Consider the following 18,571-nt stretch of genomic DNA (forward strand, 5'->3'; position numbering starts at 1 on the left):
CCGGTGGCCGTGCCGCCGCAAACGGACGACGTCGGCCGTCATCCGGCGTCTATCCGGCGGCCACGAGGGCGTCCAGGCCGCCCGTTGGCACGTGGATCCAGCCCTCGGTCCGTGCCGCCGCGGCGTGGGCTTCATCCGGCCCGACGGTTGCCCCCACCGCCACGGCCCGGGCCGTGAGGGCGGCGATCACGGCGTCGAACAGGTCATCGGACCCGGCCAGCCGTTCCTCGTTTCCGGCAAGGTCAAGCCACGGCGCGGCATCGCGCAGCGCGGCCAGCAGCCCGCCCAGCCGCTCCGCCTCGGGCGCGCCCCGGCCCTTGTACCCGCGGGCCAGGAGCCCCCAGGTCTTCAGCGACCCCGCCGGGTACACCTCGGCCAGCCGGCCGCTGCCATCCCGCGGCTGCAGCCCGTGCTCCCGGGCAATCTTGGCCTGGATCACCGCGCAGCGCATCGCCGGGTGCGCCAGCCGGTCCGCGGAGACACTCAACGGGATCAATCCGGTCAGTCCGGTGGTGAACCGGTCCGTCTCCCGGTACGCGAGCAGCCGGCGGCCCTCGATGCCGTCATAGTCCAGCACCGGGTGCGGCTCCCCGGCCAGGTGCGCGGCGATGAAGGGCAGGAAGGCGTCGGGCCAGCCCACCGGGCAGTCGATGCCCGTCATGGCGCAGCCGCCGAAGAGCCGAACGATGTCGGCGTCGTCAACGTCGAGGGCCAGGTGCACCAGCCGGGCGGATCCGCCGTCCCACTCGAGGATGGCGGCCGCGGTCTTCTTGGTCGCCGCGGCGAGGTCCACCCCGAGGGTCCGCACGGCTTAGACCGCCCGGTAGCGGAGCGCGCCGGGGATCCCGCCGTCGGCGTCGAGCCCTTCACCGGAGGCGAAGCGGGCCCAGAGCGACCGCATCGCCTTGCCCGGGACGTTGACGTCCTCCCAGCTGGCGCCCGCGAGCAGGCCCACCCCGGCCCAGGTCTGCTCGTCGCCAAAGAGCAGCGGCAGGTCCACGGTGTGGGCGGCGCCGTAGATGTTGCCCGGGGCGTGCCAGGAGAGCAGGTAGCGGTGCGCGCGGCCGCCCGCGCGGACGTGGCGGCGGGCGAACTTCCGGGACGCCCGGCCGTAGACGGCCTCCGTGACCGCCCAGTTGATGGCCTTGACGACGGCGTTCCCCAGCACCGGGACCCGGCCGATCCGGCCCACGATGCGGTTGCGCGGCAGGAACATCCGCGCCTCCTCCGTGGTGTGCCCGATCAGGACCTCGATCCCGGGGGCGGTGGCGTCCCAGGCCTGCTCGATGGCGGCCTCGGGCGGCAGCGGTTCGTGGCCGTACTGGGTGCCGAACGGCATGGCGGAGGCCAGCCCGAACTTCCGGGCCGCCCGCGCCACCCGGGCCTCGGCGGCCACGACATCCAGTGCCGGGGTGTCCTCGGTGACGTGTTGGGCCGCGGCCCCCATTGCGGCGCTCATCTTGTCGCGTCCGCGGGTGATGCCCAGCGGGGCGCTCTGGATGATGGCGCGGCGGAACAGCGACGGCGCCTCCGGCACGGCCATCAGGTGGGCTACGGCATCCCCGCCCGCGGACTGGCCGAAGGCGGTCACGTTCTCCGGGTCGCCCCCGAACGCGGCGATGTTGCGGCGGACCCAGCGGAAGGCCTCCAGCTGGTCCAGCAGCCCCAGGTTCGCCGGGCGGCCGTCGCCGGCGGCGAGGTAGCCGAAGAGGCCAAGCCGGTAGGTGACCGAGACGACGATTACCCGGTTCTCCGCCACCAGGGCTTTGGGGTCGAAGATGGCCAGGTCGCCCGAGCCGGAGGTGTAGGAGCCGCCGTGCAGCCACACCATCACCGGGACTTTTTCTCCCGGCCCGAGGCCCGCCGGGATGGTGATGGAGAGTCGCTGGCAGTCCTCGCTGCCGGGCAGTTCGCCGTACCGGGTGCCCAGGATGTCGTCCAGGAACGGCACCGGGGCCTGCGGGCACGCAGGGGAGAGGGCGGTCGCGGCGAAGGGCGCGGTCCACTCCGGGGCCGGTGCCGGCGGCTGGAACCGGGCGGCCGTGGCGTAGGGAATGCCGGTGGCGCGCAGCACCTCGCCGTCGTGCCAGCCGGTCACGGGGCCGCAGGGCGGGTTAAACGCGGGCTCGGTGGTCATGAACCAACGATTTCACATCTTCCTGATTCGCGGCTGGCAGTGTCCGCCGCTGATCAAGGCTCGGCCGTTAAACGCCGGAGGCCACCCGGCGCCGCCGCCCCAGATGGGCGGTCGGCGCGGGTGGCCCCGGCAGGAGAAAACTGAAAGCAGTGTCGTTTACCGACGCGGCCTTAGTGAGCGTGCGGAACGAAGCGCTTGATTGAGGCTTCCAGCTCGGCTTCGGCGGCGGCGCGGTCGCCCCAGCCCTCGGCCTTGACCCACTTGCCCGGCTCCAGGTCCTTGTAACGGGTGAAGAAGTGCTCGATTTCCTTGATCAGGAACTCGCTGACGTCGCTGATCTCGTTGATGTGGTCGAAGCGGGCGTCGGCCGGCACGCAGAGGACCTTGGCGTCCCCGCCGCCGTCGTCGGTCATGTTGAACACGCCAATCGGGCGGGCCTCGACAATCACGCCGGGGTGCAGGTCGAAGTCCTGCAGCAGGACCAGGGCGTCCAACGGGTCGCCGTCCTCGCCCAGGGTGTTCTCGAAGAAACCGTAGTGCGTCGGGTACTGCATGGAGGTGAACAGGACGCGGTCCAGGCGGACGCGGCCGGTCTCGTGGTCGACTTCGTACTTGACGCGCGATCCCTTGGGGATCTCGATGGTCACGTCATGCTTCATGGAATGCTCCTCGACGGATGTAAGGGGGTGCGCGGCACGGGCTGGCGCCCCAAAAAGGCCACCCGGTACCGCCGACTATTATTGAGGATATAGCGACAGGCCCTGGTTTCAGGAACTAGTGGGGACATTTCGGAACTAAGGACCATCAGCACCATGACACGCACAACCAGCCCGCGCGGGCAGGATTCCCGGGCTGACGGGTGGCGCCGGAGCGTTCCGGCCGTGCTGCTGGGGCTGCTGGTCATCGCGCTCCTGATCCCCGCCGGCTTCGCCCTTGGCCCCGGATTCGCCGGCCCTTCCCGCCCCCCGGCAGTGCCCGCCGCGGGCCCGTGGCAGCTCCCGCCGTCGGCCCTCACCGCCGTCCCCGGCGCGGTTAAACCGCTCGACGACGCCGCCCCCGTCCCGAACGCGGCCACCCTCGCGGGCCGGCTCAACACCACCCTGAAGACCGACGGCGGCGGCACCTTCACCGGGATGGTGCAGGACGCCGTCACTGGCGAGGTCCTCTTCGACCGGGCGGGCGACGAGGGCCGCGCGCCGGCGTCGAACATCAAACTGCTCACCGCGGCCGCGGCCTTCCGCACCCTCGGCCCGGACCGCCGCTTCACCACCCGGGTGATTGCCGGCGCCACCCCCGGCACCGTGGTCCTCACCGGCGGCGGGGACGTGCTGCTGGGCGCCGGGGATTCCGCCCCGGACGCGGTGCTGGGCCACGCCGGCCTGGCGACCCTGGCCAAGTCCACCGTCACGGCCCTCCGGCAGGCAGGTGTGACCGGTCCGGTCACCGTGCAGCTGGACGATTCACTCTTCACCGGCCCGTCCCTAAGCCCCGCCTGGAGCCCGGATGACGTGGCCGCCGGCGAGGTGGCGCCGCTGTTCCCGCTGGCATTGAACGGGGCCCGGTTCGCGCCCGGCAGCACCGCAGGGGCCCGGCCCCAGGACGCGGCCATGACCGCCGCCGAGGCCTTCGCCGCCCGGCTCGGCGAGGCTGGCATCACCGTGGCACCCGGCGTCGTGCGCGCGAAGGCGCCCACGCGGGACGTGGGCAGCAATGGCCAGGGAGGCAGTGATCCGGCAGAGAAGGGCGACGGCGGCGCGTCCGACGGATCGTCAGATGGTTCGTCCGAAGCGGCGGATGCCGGCCCTCGCGCCGGGGCGGTGCTGGCCGAGGCCGAATCCGCGACCGTCGGCGAACAGGTGGACCTGCTGCTGCGCACCTCGGACAACTACCTCGCCGAGGTCATGGGCCGGATGGTGGCACTGGCCAGTGGGCAGCCGGGCAGCGGCGAAGGCGCCATCGCCGCCGTCTTGAAGCAGCTGCAGGAACTCAAGATCCCCACCGACACCCTGCACGCCGCGGACCTGGCCGGGCTCACCCTGGAGAACCGGGTCACCGCCCGGCAGCTCACGGAGCTGGTCCGGGCCATGACCAACGGCCCCGACACCCGGCTGCGCTCCGCCCTGGCCGGCTTCCCGGTGGCCGGTCTGACCGGCACGCTCGGCAGCCGGTACACGGACGCCACCACCGCCGCCGGCGCGGGCCTGGTCCGGGCCAAGACCGGAACGCTGAACTCCGTGATCGCCCTGAGCGGCTACGTGGTGGACGCCGACGGCCGGCTCCTGGTCTTCTCCTTCATCGGCAATGGCCTGACCCCGGGGGCGGCCGGCAACAAGGAGGCCCTGGACCGGACCGCCTCCACCCTCGCGGCCTGCGGCTGCCGCTGAGCCAGCCCCCGTTACTGACCCAGCCCGCCACACGTCTCCGTCCTCGGCCACCCGACCCGCCACTTCGACGGTTCCCCGCCGATTCGATGCTGCCGGCCGTGGAACCGGCAGGGAACCGTCGAAACGGGCCCGGTCCGGGGCGGAGTCCTGTGCGGCGGCCCGGGCCCTGTGATCTGATGGGGACTATGGAGACCCCCTCGCGCGCCGGATCAGCAGAGACGTCAGCCCAGGCCCAGGCCCTGGTGAATTGGGAGCTTGCGGCGTCCACTGCCGCGCGGCTCACGCCGGCCGGTCCCACGCTAGGGGCCAAGGAAATCGGAGCCGCGGTGGAGAACCTCCGCCTGATGGCCGACCTCTCCGTCCCGCACGTCCACGACATCACCGGCCTGGAGGCCGCCCGGGACCTGCGCGACTCCTCCGTCCTGGTGGTGGACCGCGCCTCCTGGGCCAAGGCCAACACCCAGAGCTTCGCCGTCATGCTGCAGCCCGCCATCGAGAAGATGCTGGAGGGCCGCCGCGGCAGCATCGGCCCCGGCAGCGCGAGCGTCGGCGGCGCCATCACCGGCAGCCAGCTCGGCGCCATCCTGGCCTTCCTCTCCAGCAAGGTCCTCGGCCAGTACGACCCGTTCTCCGCCCTGGCCCCCGGCTCTACCGCCCCGGCCGCCGGCCGCCTGCTGCTGGTGGCGCCGAACATCATCTCGGTGGAACGGGAACTGAACGTCGCACCCGAAGACTTCCGGCTCTGGGTCTGCCTGCACGAGCAGACCCACAGGGTCCAGTTCGCCGCCGCACCCTGGTTGAGGCACCACATGCTGGACCAGATCGAGGGCCTCAGCGGGCACCTGCTGGGCAACGTCGACTCGATCATGGAACGCGCAGCCGCGGCAGCCAGGTCGCTCAAGGACCGGTCCGCTCCCGGGGCCGCCCCCGGCCGCGGCGCCATCCTGGACCTGCTGCAGGACCCGGAGGAGAAGGCCGCGATCTCGCACCTGACCGCCGTGATGAGCCTGCTCGAGGGCCACGCCAACGTGGTCATGGATGCCGTGGACGCCAGCATCGTGCCGTCCGTGAAGACCATCCGGCAGCGCTTCAACGCCCGCGGCAAGGACCGTGGCGCGGTGGAGAAGTTCATCCGCAGCCTGCTCGGCCTGGACGCCAAGATGCGCCAGTACAGCGACGGCTCCAAGTTCGTCCGCGAGGTGGTGGATACCGTCGGCATGGCCGGGTTCAACCGGGTCTGGGAATCCGCGGACCACCTGCCCACCGAACCCGAAATCCACGACTCCAAGCTCTGGGTCGAACGGATGGGCCTCTAAGCGGCATGCCCCCCACGAACCAACCCGCCACCGCGGACGCCCACGACTACACCAGCGGGCCCGCCAGCGGACACGTAGCCCGTCCCGCCGGCCGGCGCCGGCCAGGCCGCCTCTCGCCAGTGCTGGGCAAGGCGCGGAAGCTGCTCGAGACCGCCCTCGCCGACGCCGGCTACCCCGAACGCGTCCTCGTCGCCTGCAGCGGCGGTCCCGACTCCCTGGCGCTCGCCGCCGCCGCGGCGTACTTCGCCCGCCGCGGCCACGTGGACGGCCACCCGATCAGCGTCGGCGCCGTCGTCGTCGACCACCAGCTGCAGCCCGGCTCCGCCGAGGTCGCCCGGACCGCCGCCGCGGCGCTGCGGGAGCTGGGACTCGCTCCCGTGGAGATCCGGACCGTCACGGTCGCCGCAACCGGGATGGGGCCCGAGGCGGCCGCCCGGGAAGCCCGGCACGCCGCCCTGGACGCGGCGGCTGACGACGCCGGGGCGCAGGCCATCCTGCTCGGCCACACCCTGGACGACCAGGCCGAACAGGTCCTGCTTGGCCTGGCCCGCGGCTCCGGCACCCGCTCCCTGGCCGGCATGCGGCCGGCCCGCGGGCGGCTTCTCCGGCCGTTCCTCGGCCTGCGGCGGGCCGAGACGCTGGAAATCTGTGCGGCCGAAGACCTGGATCCCTGGCACGACCCGAGCAATGCCGACCCCGCCTTCGCCCGTTCCCGCACCCGGGTGGAGGTCCTGCCGATGCTGGAGGAGAAACTGGGCCCCGGCGTCGCCGAGTCCCTGGCCCGCACCGCCGCCATCCTGCAGGCCGACGCCGACTACCTGGACTCCGTGGCGAACGACACGTACCTCACGCTGAAGACCTACGACGGCGGGGACCTCGGCCTGCCCGAGGACGAGCTCCGCGCCCTGCCGGCCGCGCTCAGGTTTCGGGTGATCGCGAAGGCCGCGGCCGAGGTCGGTGGCCAGCAGCCCAGCCACCAGCGCCTGCTCGCCGCCGAGGACCTGCTGCGGCGCCGGGGATCGGCCGGTCCCGTGCAGCTGCCCGGCGGCGTCAGCGTCTACCGGCTCTCGCTCGCCCAGCTGCAGGCGGCCGCCGGGGAGGCGTCCGGTCAGCCGTCCGACCAGGCGCCCGGCCACCCCGCGGAGGGCGGCCCGGCCACCGGCGGCGTTCCCCGCGAGGCGGCCCGCTGTGGGAAGCTAGTATTCCGGCCTCACAAACGGCCCCAAGATTAGTCGCACCCGCATCTACACAGGAGCCATTGGTGGATTCAAACGACGTCCAGGCGGACCTTAAGCACGTTCTCTACTCCAAGGAACAGATCCAGTCCCGCATCACCGAACTCGCCGCAGAGATCGACCGGGACTACGAGGGCCGCGAGCTGCTGATCGTCGGCGTGCTCAAGGGCGCCGTGATGGTCATGGCCGACCTCGCCCGCGCGCTGCACAGCCACGTCTCCATGGACTGGATGGCCGTTTCCTCCTACGGCTCCGGCACCCAGTCCTCCGGCGTCGTCCGGATCCTCAAGGACCTGGACACGGACCTGATGGGCAAGGACGTCCTGATCGTCGAGGACATCATCGACTCCGGCCTGACCCTGTCCTGGCTCAAGACCAACTTGGAATCCCGCGGCACCGCGTCGGTGGAAATCTGCACCGCCTTCCGCAAGCCCACCGCGGCCAAGGTCCAGATCGACGTCAAGTACGTCGGCTACGACATCCCGAACGAATTCGTCGTCGGCTACGGCCTGGACTACGCAGAGAAGTACCGCAACCTGGACTTCGTGGGCACCCTCGCCCCGCACGTCTACGAGTAAGTCCGCCGCGCCGCCGCCGGCGCCCACGGGACCCGGCGGCCGGGCCGGACCCCGCCCTCCGCTACGCCCATAGGGAACTTTTGATCCCGACCGTGCGTGAGGTACAGCGACGGTGTATAGCTAGACTGACGCAGCACCACACGCGCGCCCATGGGACGCCGTGCAGCACTACCAGGAGGGACGGGGCCAGCCCCCGATCAGATGAAAGCTAAGAGTTTCTTCAAGGGCCCCGGCATCTGGATTGTCGTCGTCATCGGCATGCTCCTGCTGGCCTTTGCCACCCTCGCCCCGGGCGGGTCGAGCCGCATCGACACGGACAAGGGCCTGGCGCTCCTGACCGACGGCGGCAAGGTTGAACAGGCCAAGATTTTCGACGCCGAGAACCGCGTGGACCTGGTCCTGAAGGACAACCTGCAGATTGACGGCCAGGACAAGGGCAAGAACGTCCAGTTCTACTTCGTCAACGCCCGCGCTGCCGACGTCGTCAAGGCCGTCACGGACTCCAAGCCGCCGAGCGGCTTCACCGACCAGCCGGTCGAGAGCAACTGGTTCTCCGGCCTGTTCTCCCTGCTGGTGCCGGTCCTGCTGCTGGGTGTGCTCTTCTGGTTCCTGCTCTCCCGGATGCAGGGCGGCGGCTCCAAGGTCATGCAGTTCGGCAAGTCCAAGGCCAAGATGGTCAACAAGGACATGCCGCAGGTGACCTTCAGCGACGTCGCCGGTGCCGACGAGGCCGTCGAGGAGCTCCAGGAAATAAAGGAATTTCTCCAGGAACCGGCCAAGTTCCAGGCCGTAGGCGCCAAGATCCCCAAGGGCGTGCTGCTCTACGGCCCTCCCGGCACCGGAAAGACGCTGCTGGCCCGCGCCGTCGCCGGCGAGGCCGGCGTCCCCTTCTTCTCCATCTCCGGCTCGGACTTTGTTGAAATGTTCGTCGGCGTCGGCGCTTCCCGCGTCCGCGACCTCTTCGAGCAGGCCAAGGCCAACTCCCCGGCGATCATCTTCGTCGACGAGATCGACGCCGTGGGCCGTCACCGCGGCGCCGGCATCGGCGGCGGCAACGACGAACGCGAGCAGACCCTCAACCAGCTCCTGGTGGAGATGGACGGCTTCGACGTCAAGACCAACGTCATCCTGATCGCCGCCACCAACCGGCCCGACGTGCTGGACCCGGCGCTGCTGCGCCCCGGCCGCTTCGACCGGCAGATCTCCGTGGAGGCCCCGGACCTGATCGGTCGCGACCAGATCCTCAAAGTTCACGCCAAGGGCAAGCCGATGGCTCCCGGCGTCGACCTCAAGGCCGTGGCCAAGAAGACCCCCGGCTACACGGGTGCCGACTTGGCCAACGTGCTCAACGAGGCCGCGCTGCTCACCGCGCGCTCCAACGCGAACCTGATCGACGACCGTGCCCTTGACGAGGCGATCGACCGCGTCATGGCCGGCCCGCAGAAGCGCAGCCGCGTCATGAAGGAACACGAGCGCAAGGTCACCGCCTACCACGAAGGCGGCCACGCCCTCGTCGCCGCGGCCTTGCGGAACTCGGCCCCGGTCACCAAGATCACCATCCTGCCCCGCGGTCGGGCCCTCGGCTACACCATGGTGGTGCCGGAGAACGACAAGTACTCCGTGACCCGCAACGAGCTCCTGGACCAGATGGCATACGCCATGGGCGGACGCGTCGCCGAGGAACTGGTCTTCCACGACCCGTCCACCGGCGCCTCGAACGACATCGAGAAGGCCACCGGCATCGCCCGGAAGATGGTCACCGAGTACGGCATGAGTGAGCGCGTCGGCGCGGTCCGCCTCGGCCAGGGCGGCGGCGAGCCGTTCCTGGGCCGCGACGCCGGGCACGAGCGCAACTACTCGGACCAGATCGCCTACGTCGTTGACGAGGAAGTCCGGCGCCTGATCGAGAACGCCCACGACGAGGCGTACGAGATCCTCACCGCCAACCGCGACGTCCTGGACCAGCTGGCCCTCGAACTGCTCGAGCGCGAGACCCTGAACCAGAACGAGATCGCCCAGGTCTTCGCGGACATCCGCAAGCGCGACTTCCGCGAGATCTGGCTCTCCAAGGAGACCCGGCCCATCCACGACGTCGGCCCGGTGGAGTCCCGCCAGGAGAAGGCCGAACGGGAGGCGCAGGAGGAAGCCACCAAGGCCCGCCTGGAGGAACCGCTGGACACCCAGCCGCCGCACGCCCAGGGCGTCCCCGGCCAGGAGCCCTTCCAGGGCGGGACCACGGATCTGGGGCCTGACGGCCTTCCCGGCTAGGCTTTTGCTGTGACTTCTTACTTCGACGACGACGACGTTTCGGCCGCCGCCGATCCCTTCCGCCCGGAGAGTTCCGTGGCGGCGGGGGCCGACGGCGGCACCGCCACCCTGGTGGACCGGCCCCGGATCGAGGCGGCCGTGCGCGAAATCCTGCTCGCCATCGGCGAAGACCCGGACCGCGGCGGCCTGCTGGACACCCCCAAGAGGGTGGCCAAGGCGTACGCGGAGATGTTCGCCGGCCTGCACCACGACCCGGCTGAAATCCTCGCCACCACCTTCGACCTGGACCACGAGGAACTGGTCCTGGTCAAGGACATCCCGTTCTACTCCACCTGCGAACACCACCTGGTGCCGTTCCACGGCGTCGCGCACGTCGGGTACATCCCTTCGCACGACGGCAAGGTCACGGGCCTGAGCAAGCTGGCCCGGCTGGTGGATCTCTTCGCCCGCCGCCCGCAGGTGCAGGAACGGCTCACCACCCAAATCGTCGAGGCGCTCACCACCCACCTCAAGCCCCGCGGCGCGATCGTCGTCGTCGAATGCGAGCACCTGTGCATGTCGATGCGCGGCATCCGTAAACCCGGCGCGAAGACCGTCACCAGCGCGGTCCGTGGGCAACTGCATGACCCGGCCACCCGCGCCGAAGCCATGAGCCTCATCCTCGGAAGGTAAGAAAGACACACTATGGACTCCCTCGCCGCAGCCCCCGGAACCGGGCCTGCCACCTCGCCGCTGCCCGTGCTGCGGAAGCCGAGGCCGGCAGCCGCCTTCAAGGACCTGCCCACGAACCGCACCCTGGTCATGGGAATCCTCAACGTCACCCCCGACTCGTTCAGCGACGGCGGCCGCCACGCCACCCCGGAACAGGCCATCTCCGCCGGGCTGCGGATGTACTACGCCGGCGCGGACATCATCGACGTCGGCGGCGAGTCCACCCGCCCCGGCGCCGCCGAGGTCACCCCGGACGAGGAACAGCGCCGCGTGCTGCCCGTGATCGAGGCGCTGGTGAAGGCCGGCGCTTTGGTGAGCATCGACACCACCCACGCCGCCACGGCCGAGGCGGCCCTGGCCGCTGGCGCCGCCGTCATCAACGACGTCTCCGGGCTGACCATCGAACCGGAGATGGTGGAACTCGTGGCCCGCCGCAAGGTGCCCTACGTCCTCACACACCGCCGCGGGGACGCCCGCACCATGGACTCCCTGACCGACTACCGGGACGTCGCCGCCGAGGTGGCGGCCGAGCTGGCCGGCGTCCGCGACAAGCTGGTCGCCGCCGGCGCCGCGCCGGAGCAGATCATCGTGGACCCGGGACTGGGCTTCGCCAAGAACGAGGCACAGAACTGGGAGCTCCTGCAGCACTTGGACGTTCTGCAGGCGATGGGCCACAAGGTGCTGGTGGCCGCGTCCCGGAAGCGTTTTTTGGGCAGCCTCCTGACGGTCGCCGGCAAGGCCGCCGCCCCCGAGGACCGCGACGCCGCCACCGCCGCCATCACCGCGATCAGCGCCTTCCGGCGCGCCTGGGCCGTCCGGGTCCACGACGTCGGGCCGAACCTCGACGCGGTCAAGGCCGCCGCCCGGATGACCACGTCCGGCAACAGCTAGGCCGGCGGAACCATGGACCGGATCACGCTCAGCGGCGTCACCGCCGTCGGGCACCACGGCGTGTTCGACTTCGAACGGCGCGAGGGGCAGCCCTTCGTCGTCGACGCCGTCCTGCACCTGGACTTCACCGCCGCCGCCGAGAGCGACGACGTGCTGGACACGGCGCATTACGGTGAGGTGGCCGAATGCATCCGTGGCTGGGTCACCGGTGCGCCGGTGAACCTGATCGAGGCCCTGGCCGTCCGGATCGCCGAGGACCTGCTGGAACGCTTCCCGGTCACCGCCGTGGACATCACCGTGCACAAGCCCAAGGCCCCGATTCAGGTCCACTTCGGCGACGTTGCCGTCAGTGTGCACCGGGAACGCCCATGAGCTCCGCCGCGCACGCCCCGGCTACGCCGGAACCCGCCACGTACGCCCGCGCCGTCCTGGCGCTCGGCAGCAACCTCGGCGCCCGGAATGACACCCTCTCCGCCGCCGTCGCCGACCTCGTTGACCCGCCGGAGGTGCGGCTGCTGGCCATCTCGCCGATCGTGCAGACCAAGGCCGTGGGCGGCCCGCCCAACCAACCGGACTTCCTGAACATGGTGATCGCCGTCGAGACCTCCCTGTCCCCGCGCCAGCTCCTGGACCACTGCCACGCCGTGGAACGGAAGCACCACCGGGTCCGGGAGGTCCACTGGGGCCCCCGCACCCTGGACGTGGACATCGTCACCTACGGCGAGCTGGTCAGCGGCGACCCGGTCCTGACGCTGCCGCACCCGCGCGCGGCCGAGCGGGCCTTCGTGCTGTACCCGTGGTCCCTGATCGACCCCGCGGCGGAACTGGGCGGCGAACGCGTCGCCGATCTCGCCGTCCGGGCTGCCGATTTCCGGGACCTGGCCCCCTTCGACGGCTTCGAGGAACTCAACGGCGCCAACGGCCCGGCGGTGTCGCCATGAAGCTGACCAACCCGCTGGTGCTACTGGTGATCGGCGTCGGCCTGGCCGCCGCCGGCTGGGCCGCGACCCTGCTGGCGGCCCGCTACAGCCTGGCCACCCCGGTGCTGCCGCTGACCGGCCTGATCACCATGGGCGTGATCGTGGTCCTTACCCTGGTGCTGGGCATCCGGGTGCTGCGCTGGCGCAACGGCAAGAAGAAGCAGCTGCTGAACCCCATCCTGGCCGCCTGGACCCTGGTTCTCGCCCAGGCCTGCGCGTACACCGGCGCCATGCTGCTCGGCTGGCATGCCGGGATCTTCATGGACCAGCTCCGGCTCTGGAATGTCCGCAGCGGCCAGGCCATCACCTGGCAGATTGCGGCCATGGCTGGCGGCGGCCTGGTGATGATCGTGGTGGGGCTGATGGTGGAGCGGTTCTGCCGCATCCCGCCGGAGGACGGCGACGCAGGCAAGCCCCCGGGGGTGGCCGGGAAGCGCGGAAAACCGGAAGCCGAAGGCGAATATGCCTACCGAGGCGATTGATCCGCCGGGCATCTCCTGGCTGCGGGTCTCGCCGCGCTACCTGACGGCCCGCCTGCTGGGCTGGGGCGCCGAGACCGTGCTCGTCACCGCCGCCCTGGCCTTGCCGCTGGCTCTGGTGTTCGCCGGAGCGTGGCGGTGGCCGCCGCTGTGGTTCGCCGTCGCGCTGCCGTCCGCCTACCTGCTGCTGGCCCTCTGGCGGCTGGTGCTGATTCCGCGCCAGGTCCGCGCCGTCGGCTACGCCGAACGCCTCGATGATTTGCTGATCCGCCGCGGCATCCTCTTCCAGCGCACCTTGGTGGTTCCCTACGGCCGGATGCAGTACGTGGACATCGCGGCCGGACCCGTGGAGCGGGCGCTGGGGCTCTGCACGCTGAAACTCCACACCGCCTCCGCCGGGACCAGCGCCGTGATCCCGGGCCTGCCCGCCGCGGAGGGCGCCCGGCTCCGGGAGCAGCTGACCGCCCGCGGCGAGGCCCGGCTGGCCGGACTGTGAACGGCGGCACCGACAACTGGCAGCGGGTGCACCCCGCCTCGCCGTTTGTCCGCGGCTGGCTGGCACTCGCGGCGTTGTTCTTCTTCTTCGGCCGCGACGCCGCCGAACGGCTGCTGCGCGGCGGCCCGGTCTTCGACGAGCGCTTCGCGGGCCGCGCGCCCTGGCTGCTGCTGGGCGGCGGCACCATGCTGCTGCTGGTGGTGTCCGGCTTCGTCCTGAGCTGGTACTCCACCCGCTATCAGGTGGCAGGCGGCTTCGTCCGGGTTACCACCGGCGTTCTGGTCAAGCAGCACAGGCAGGCGCGGCTGGACCGGGTCCAGGCGATCGACGTCGTCCAGCCGCTGCTGGCCCGCATCTTCGGCCTCGCAGAGTTGCGCTTCGAGGTGGCCGACGCCGGGCAGTCGGCGGTGCATCTGGCCTACCTGCGCGTCGCGGAGGCCCGCCGGCTGCGCGCCGCCATCCTTGACGCCGCCGTTCGCGAGGCCGCCCTGCGGGGCGCTGCGCGACAGGCCGCCGCGGTACCCGTCGCCCAGGGACATGATGCACAGCCCGATGCACAGCTCGCTGCGCGACCTGCGGCGCCGCCCGGACCGGCCGCGCCCGCGGACCCGCCCGAACGGCCGGTGCTGGCCGTCCCGCCCCGACGCCTGGCCGGTTCACTGCTGCTCAGCGAGCAGGCCGTGGTCCTGCTGCTGGGTGCCGCTGCGTCAGTGCTGTTCTCCGCTTTCACGGAGAACCGGAGCTTCTCCTTCTACCTGGTCCCCGCCGGGCTCGGCATCCTGGCCGGCTTCTGGACCTCCTTCAGCAAGGGTTACAACTTCACCGCGGCTGCCTCCCGGGCCGGAATCCGGCTGCAGTACGGGCTGCTGGACACCCTCGCCCAGACGCTCCCGCCGGGCAGGATCCAGGCCCTGCGGATCAGCCAGCCGCCGCTCTGGCGGCCGCTGGGCTGGTACCGCATCCAGGTCAACGTCGCCGGCTACGGGACGCCCGGCCAGGACAGCCAACGATCCGCCCGGACCACCCTGCTGCCGGTCGGCACCCTGCAGGACGTGACCGCGCTGCTGGACCTGGTGCTGCCCGATGGGGCCGCGCGGCCGGGCTCCGATCAATCCTTCGCCGCGGAAGCCGAGGGCGCTGACGCCCACGCCGTCCTCGCCGCCGGGCTGAGCGGGCTGGCGCCCGCAGCCCGCATCCAGGCCCGGCGGGACCCCGCCCACACCATCGGAGATACCGACGGCGGCTTCACCACCACCCCGCGCCGCGCCCGGCTGCTCGCGCCGCTGGGATGGCGTCGCAATGGCTTCGCCGTGACCGGCAGTGCGCTGCTGATCCGCACCGGCCGCTGGTGGCGGCACCTGACCGTGGTGCCGCACGGACGCACCCAGTCCATCGCCCTGCACCAGGGACCCGTGGCTCGGCGCTTCGGCGTCGTGGACCTGGTCCTGCACACCACCTCCGGACCGGTGGCCCCCCGGGTGATCCAGGCGGGCATGGCCGAAGGCCGCGCCCTGCTCCTGGCCCAGGCTGCACGCCTGAGCCCCAATCCCCAGCCGGCGGGGAACACCGCCGAAGATCCACAGGAAGGCCCACAGCATGGCTAAGCCAGGACGCCTCGGCGTCGGAATCATCGGCGCCGGAAAGGTCGGAGCCGTCCTCGGCGCGGCCCTGCGCGCCGCCGAACACGCCGTCGTCGGCGTCTCCGCCGTCTCCGAGGCCAGCCGTGAACGGGCGGACACGCTCCTGCCCGGCGTGCCGGTCCTGGAGATCCAGGACATCGTCGAACGCGCCGAACTGGTGCTGCTGGCCGTCCCGGATGACGCCCTCGGCCCGCTGGTGGACGGGCTCGCGAAACTCGGCGCCTGGCAGCCGGGGCAGCTGGTGGCCCACACCTCCGGGCGCTTCGGCGTCGGCATCCTGCATCCGGTCCGTGCCGCCGGCGCCGTGCCGCTGGCCCTGCACCCGGCCATGACCTTCACCGGGATGAGCCTTGACCTGACCCGCCTGCTGGACTGCACCTTCGGCGTGACCGCGGACCCGGCCATGCTGCCCATCGCCCAGGCCCTGGTGGTGGAGATGGGGGCCGAGCCCGTCGCAATCGCCGAGGGGGACCGGCCGCTGTACCACGCCGCCCTGGCCCACGGCTCGAACCACCTGGTCACCCTGGTGGCACAGGCCGCGGAAATGCTGCGCGAGGTTGGCGTCGAGGAACCCGGCCGCATGCTGGGCCCGCTGCTGCGCGCCAGCCTGGAGAATGCCCTCGCCTCCGGCGAGTCGGCGCTGACCGGACCGGTGGCCCGCGGGGACGCCGGCACCGTCGCCGCGCACGCGGAGGCGCTGCGGGACCTCGACGGCGGCTCCGGCGGGGATATTCTGGAGGCTTACCTGGCCATGGCGCGGGCGACGGCCCGCCGCGCGGGCAGCCGCGGGCTGCTCAGGCCGGACCAAATCGACGGCATCCGCCAGGCGCTCGACGGCGCCGCACCGGACTGACCGTTTCCTGAGGAAGGACCCCGATATGCCCATCCAGCTGGTGACCACCGCCGCGCAGCTGCGTGCCGAGAGTGCCCGCCTGCTCACCGAAAAGGGCGGCAGCTCCCAGGGCATCGTCCCCACCATGGGCGCCTTGCACGAGGGCCACGCCGCGCTGGCGCGCACCGCCGTCGCGCAGAACGACGTGGTGGTGGCCACCATCTTCGTTAACCCGCTGCAGTTCGGCGAGGCCGTGGACCTGGAACGCTACCCGCGCACGCTGGAGGCGGACCTGGCGCTGTTGGAGGCGGAGGGCGTGGACCTTGTGTTCGCGCCGTCCGTCGAGGAGGTCTACCCCGGCGGGGAGCCGATGGTCCGGATCACCTCCGGCGCGCTGGCCGAGAAGTGGGAGGGCGCCTCCCGCCCCGGGCACTTCGACGGCGCGCTGACCGTGGTGGCGAAGTTGCTGCACTACGGGCTGCCTGGTGCCGGCCAGGCCGACTACCGGGCGTACTTCGGCCAGAAGGACGCCCAGCAGCTGACCCTGGTGCGCCGGATGGTGGCGGACCTGAACTTCCCGGTGGAGATCGTGGCCGTCCCGATCGTGCGGTCGGCGGACGGGCTGGCGCTCTCCAGCCGGAACCGCTTCCTTTCCGACGCCGAACGCGAGGCCGCGCTGGTCCTCTCGCGGGCGCTGCGGCTGGTGGAGGACCGGGCGAACGCGCACGAACCCCTCGACCTGGACTCCGCCCGCGCGCTGGTGGAATCCCAGCCGCTCGTGGAACTGGACTACTTCGACGTCGTCGATCCGCTCACCCTGGAGCCGCTCGCGGAGAACTGCCGCGAGACGCCGTTCCGGGGCGAAGCTTTGGTGCTCATCGCTGCCAAGGTGGGCCCGGTCCGGCTGATCGACAACGTGCCCCTGGACTCCTAGGGAACAAATAGTCCGCCGGGAGGGAATGACCTTTCCGGCCGGAGGGTTGAGAATCGTAGTGGCGGCCGTGTCCGCCAATCCGCCATCGCATCCCCGAGGGAACCCCATGCCTGAAGAATCCCGTTCCACCGTCCAGGAGGGCCTGGCCCCGCCCCGGATCGACGCCGAAAGCACCGACGCAGAGAGCACCGGAACCGGAAACCGCGCGGAAATCCCCGCCGGCGCCCCGGCAGCGAACGCCCGCACGGCCAAACCCGCGCCGGAGAAGCTGTCCCGCGAATCCGTGACGGTCATCGCCACCCTGCTGGTGGCCACCTTCGTCGTGATCCTGAACGAGACCATCATGAACGTCGCGCTGCAGCGGCTCATGGTGGACCTGCGCGTGGACGCGCCCACGGTCCAGTGGCTGGCCACCGGCTTCATGCTGACCATGGCCGTGGTCATCCCCACCACCGGGTTCATCCTGCAGCGGCTGACCACCCGGGCCGTCTTCATGCTGGCCATGGGACTGTTCTCCGGCGGCACCCTGCTGGCCGCCCTTGCCCCGGGCTTCCCGGTGCTCCTGCTGGCCCGGATCGTCCAGGCCGCCGGAACCGCCATCATGCTGCCGCTGCTGATGACCACCATCCTGACCCTGGTGCCGATCTCCCGGCGCGGCGCGGTCATGGGCAACGTCAGCATCGCGATCTCGGTGGCCCCGGCCATGGGTCCCACCGTCTCCGGCCTGATCCTGCAGAACTTTTCCTGGCGCTTCATGTTCGTCTTCGTCCTGCCCATCGCGCTGCTGGCCCTCGCGATCGGCGCCAAGTACCTCCGCAACATCGGCGAGAACGAGAAGACCCGGCTGGACGCCCTCTCCGTGGTCCTGACCATCCCGGCCTTCGGAGGCGTGGTCTACGGCCTGAGCCAGATCGGCGGCGGCACCTCCGGCCCGCCCGCCCCCGCGGTGGCCGCGCTCGCCGTCGGCGTCGTGTCCCTGGCCGCGTTCGTGTTCCGGCAGCTGCGGCTGCAGAAGCGGGACGAGCCGCTGCTGGACTTGAGGGCTTTCAACTTCCGGATGTTCACCGTCTCCGTGCTGCTGCTGGTGGTCGCGATGGTCGCGCTCTTCGGCGCCGTCATCCTGTTGCCGCTTTACCTGCAGGAAATCCGCGGCCTGAAGTCGCTGGAAACCGGCCTGGTGCTGCTCCCGGGCGGTCTCGCGATGGGCCTGCTGGGCCCGGTGATCGGCCGGCTGTTCGACAAGGTGGGCCCGCTGCCGCTGACCGTGACCGGCTCCGTGCTGATGGTGCTCTCGCTCTGGCAGCTCGCCGGACTGGACGCGCAGTCGCCGGTGGGCTGGATCATCGGCCTGCATGTGACCCTCAGCCTAGGCCTGGCGCTGTTGTTCACCCCCGCCTTCACCACCGGGCTGAACCCGCTGCCGCCGCACCTGTACTCGCACGGTTCGGCCATCCTGAGCACCCTGCAGCAGGTGGCCGGCGCGGCCGGCACCGCGCTGCTGGTCTCGATCTTCGCGGTGGTCTCCGTCTCGTCCGGTCCGGCAGCGGGCATGCACGCGGCGTTCCTGACCGCCGCCGCGATCGCCGTCGCCGCGCTCGTGCTCTCACTGCTGATGCGCAAGACCGAAGGGGCGGCAGGGCCAGCGGGCCACTGAGAGAACCGGCCACTGGGGCAGGGGGAGCGGGCAAGT

The 18,571-nt window shown here is 71.3% G+C and carries 18 protein-coding genes; 15 read left to right on the forward strand and 3 right to left on the reverse strand.

The window, feature by feature from the left end; translation table 11 throughout:
* Positions 1-49: 49 nt before the first annotated feature.
* The 3 genes from AB0O44_RS06860 to AB0O44_RS06870 all read right to left on the reverse strand — a co-directional run bounded on the left by AB0O44_RS06860 (position 50) and on the right by AB0O44_RS06870 (position 2,796).
* Positions 50-808, reverse strand: a complete 759-nt coding sequence (locus AB0O44_RS06860) for a DUF429 domain-containing protein (RefSeq protein WP_364135882.1) — start codon at positions 806-808, stop codon at positions 50-52.
* Between the two features lie 3 nt (positions 809-811).
* A complete protein-coding gene (locus AB0O44_RS06865; RefSeq protein ID WP_364135885.1) occupies positions 812-2,137 on the reverse strand; it encodes a carboxylesterase family protein in 1,326 nt (441 codons plus the stop codon).
* Between the two features lie 170 nt (positions 2,138-2,307).
* Complete coding sequence (locus AB0O44_RS06870; protein ID WP_290257022.1) at positions 2,308-2,796, reverse strand: inorganic diphosphatase; 489 nt, start codon at positions 2,794-2,796, stop codon at positions 2,308-2,310.
* A 153-nt stretch (positions 2,797-2,949) separates the two neighbouring features.
* On the opposite strand from AB0O44_RS06870, the gene dacB reads away from it, so the two are divergent.
* The 15 genes from dacB to AB0O44_RS06945 all read left to right on the forward strand — a co-directional run bounded on the left by dacB (position 2,950) and on the right by AB0O44_RS06945 (position 18,535).
* Positions 2,950-4,521: a D-alanyl-D-alanine carboxypeptidase/D-alanyl-D-alanine-endopeptidase gene (gene dacB, locus AB0O44_RS06875; RefSeq protein ID WP_364135889.1), complete on the forward strand. Its 1,572-nt coding sequence runs from the start codon at positions 2,950-2,952 to the stop codon at positions 4,519-4,521.
* A 185-nt stretch (positions 4,522-4,706) separates the two neighbouring features.
* Entirely contained in the window at positions 4,707-5,837 is a 1,131-nt protein-coding gene (locus tag AB0O44_RS06880) for a zinc-dependent metalloprotease (RefSeq protein ID WP_364135893.1), read from the forward strand.
* 140 nt (positions 5,838-5,977) lie between these two features.
* Positions 5,978-7,069, forward strand: a complete 1,092-nt coding sequence (gene tilS, locus AB0O44_RS06885) for a tRNA lysidine(34) synthetase TilS (protein ID WP_364136671.1) — start codon at positions 5,978-5,980, stop codon at positions 7,067-7,069.
* 29 nt (positions 7,070-7,098) lie between these two features.
* Complete coding sequence (gene hpt / locus AB0O44_RS06890) at positions 7,099-7,650, forward strand: hypoxanthine phosphoribosyltransferase (protein WP_290257019.1); 552 nt, start codon at positions 7,099-7,101, stop codon at positions 7,648-7,650.
* 201 nt (positions 7,651-7,851) lie between these two features.
* Positions 7,852-9,918 (forward strand): ATP-dependent zinc metalloprotease FtsH, encoded by a 2,067-nt coding sequence (gene ftsH, locus AB0O44_RS06895; protein ID WP_364135896.1) that lies wholly within the window; start codon positions 7,852-7,854, stop codon positions 9,916-9,918.
* Between the two features lie 111 nt (positions 9,919-10,029).
* Positions 10,030-10,590, forward strand: a complete 561-nt coding sequence (gene folE, locus AB0O44_RS06900; protein WP_364136673.1) for a GTP cyclohydrolase I FolE — start codon at positions 10,030-10,032, stop codon at positions 10,588-10,590.
* Positions 10,591-10,602: 12 nt separating this feature from the next.
* Positions 10,603-11,520, forward strand: coding sequence for a dihydropteroate synthase (folP, locus tag AB0O44_RS06905; RefSeq protein ID WP_364135899.1), 918 nt, complete (start codon positions 10,603-10,605; stop codon positions 11,518-11,520).
* A 12-nt stretch (positions 11,521-11,532) separates the two neighbouring features.
* The gene (gene folB, locus AB0O44_RS06910; protein ID WP_364135902.1) at positions 11,533-11,892 is read left to right on the forward strand and encodes a dihydroneopterin aldolase; all 360 of its coding nucleotides are present in this window, start codon (positions 11,533-11,535) and stop codon (positions 11,890-11,892) included.
* A complete protein-coding gene (folK, locus tag AB0O44_RS06915; protein WP_364135905.1) occupies positions 11,889-12,461 on the forward strand; it encodes a 2-amino-4-hydroxy-6-hydroxymethyldihydropteridine diphosphokinase in 573 nt (190 codons plus the stop codon). Before folB ends, folK begins: the two co-directional genes overlap by 4 nt.
* Positions 12,458-12,982 (forward strand): DUF3180 domain-containing protein, encoded by a 525-nt coding sequence (locus tag AB0O44_RS06920; RefSeq protein ID WP_364135908.1) that lies wholly within the window; start codon positions 12,458-12,460, stop codon positions 12,980-12,982. The genes folK and AB0O44_RS06920 overlap by 4 nt, the downstream gene beginning before the upstream one ends.
* Positions 12,963-13,475 carry a PH domain-containing protein gene (locus AB0O44_RS06925; RefSeq protein WP_364135911.1) on the forward strand — a complete coding sequence of 171 codons (513 nt, stop codon included), beginning with the start codon at positions 12,963-12,965 and terminating at the stop codon, positions 13,473-13,475. Before AB0O44_RS06920 ends, AB0O44_RS06925 begins: the two co-directional genes overlap by 20 nt.
* On the forward strand, positions 13,472-15,079 hold the full coding sequence (locus AB0O44_RS06930; RefSeq protein WP_364135913.1) for a PH domain-containing protein: 1,608 nt from the start codon (positions 13,472-13,474) through the stop codon (positions 15,077-15,079). Before AB0O44_RS06925 ends, AB0O44_RS06930 begins: the two co-directional genes overlap by 4 nt.
* Positions 15,072-15,968 (forward strand): DUF2520 domain-containing protein, encoded by an 897-nt coding sequence (locus AB0O44_RS06935; protein WP_364135915.1) that lies wholly within the window; start codon positions 15,072-15,074, stop codon positions 15,966-15,968. Before AB0O44_RS06930 ends, AB0O44_RS06935 begins: the two co-directional genes overlap by 8 nt.
* A 25-nt stretch (positions 15,969-15,993) precedes the next feature.
* On the forward strand, positions 15,994-16,881 hold the full coding sequence (gene panC, locus AB0O44_RS06940) for a pantoate--beta-alanine ligase (RefSeq protein WP_364135918.1): 888 nt from the start codon (positions 15,994-15,996) through the stop codon (positions 16,879-16,881).
* 106 nt (positions 16,882-16,987) lie between these two features.
* Positions 16,988-18,535 carry an MDR family MFS transporter gene (locus AB0O44_RS06945; protein WP_364135921.1) on the forward strand — a complete coding sequence of 516 codons (1,548 nt, stop codon included), beginning with the start codon at positions 16,988-16,990 and terminating at the stop codon, positions 18,533-18,535.
* Positions 18,536-18,571: the final 36 nt, after the last annotated feature.

Origin of the sequence: Arthrobacter sp. NPDC080082, assembly GCF_040686595.1 — a bacterium.
Lineage (GTDB): Bacteria > Actinomycetota > Actinomycetes > Actinomycetales > Micrococcaceae > Arthrobacter.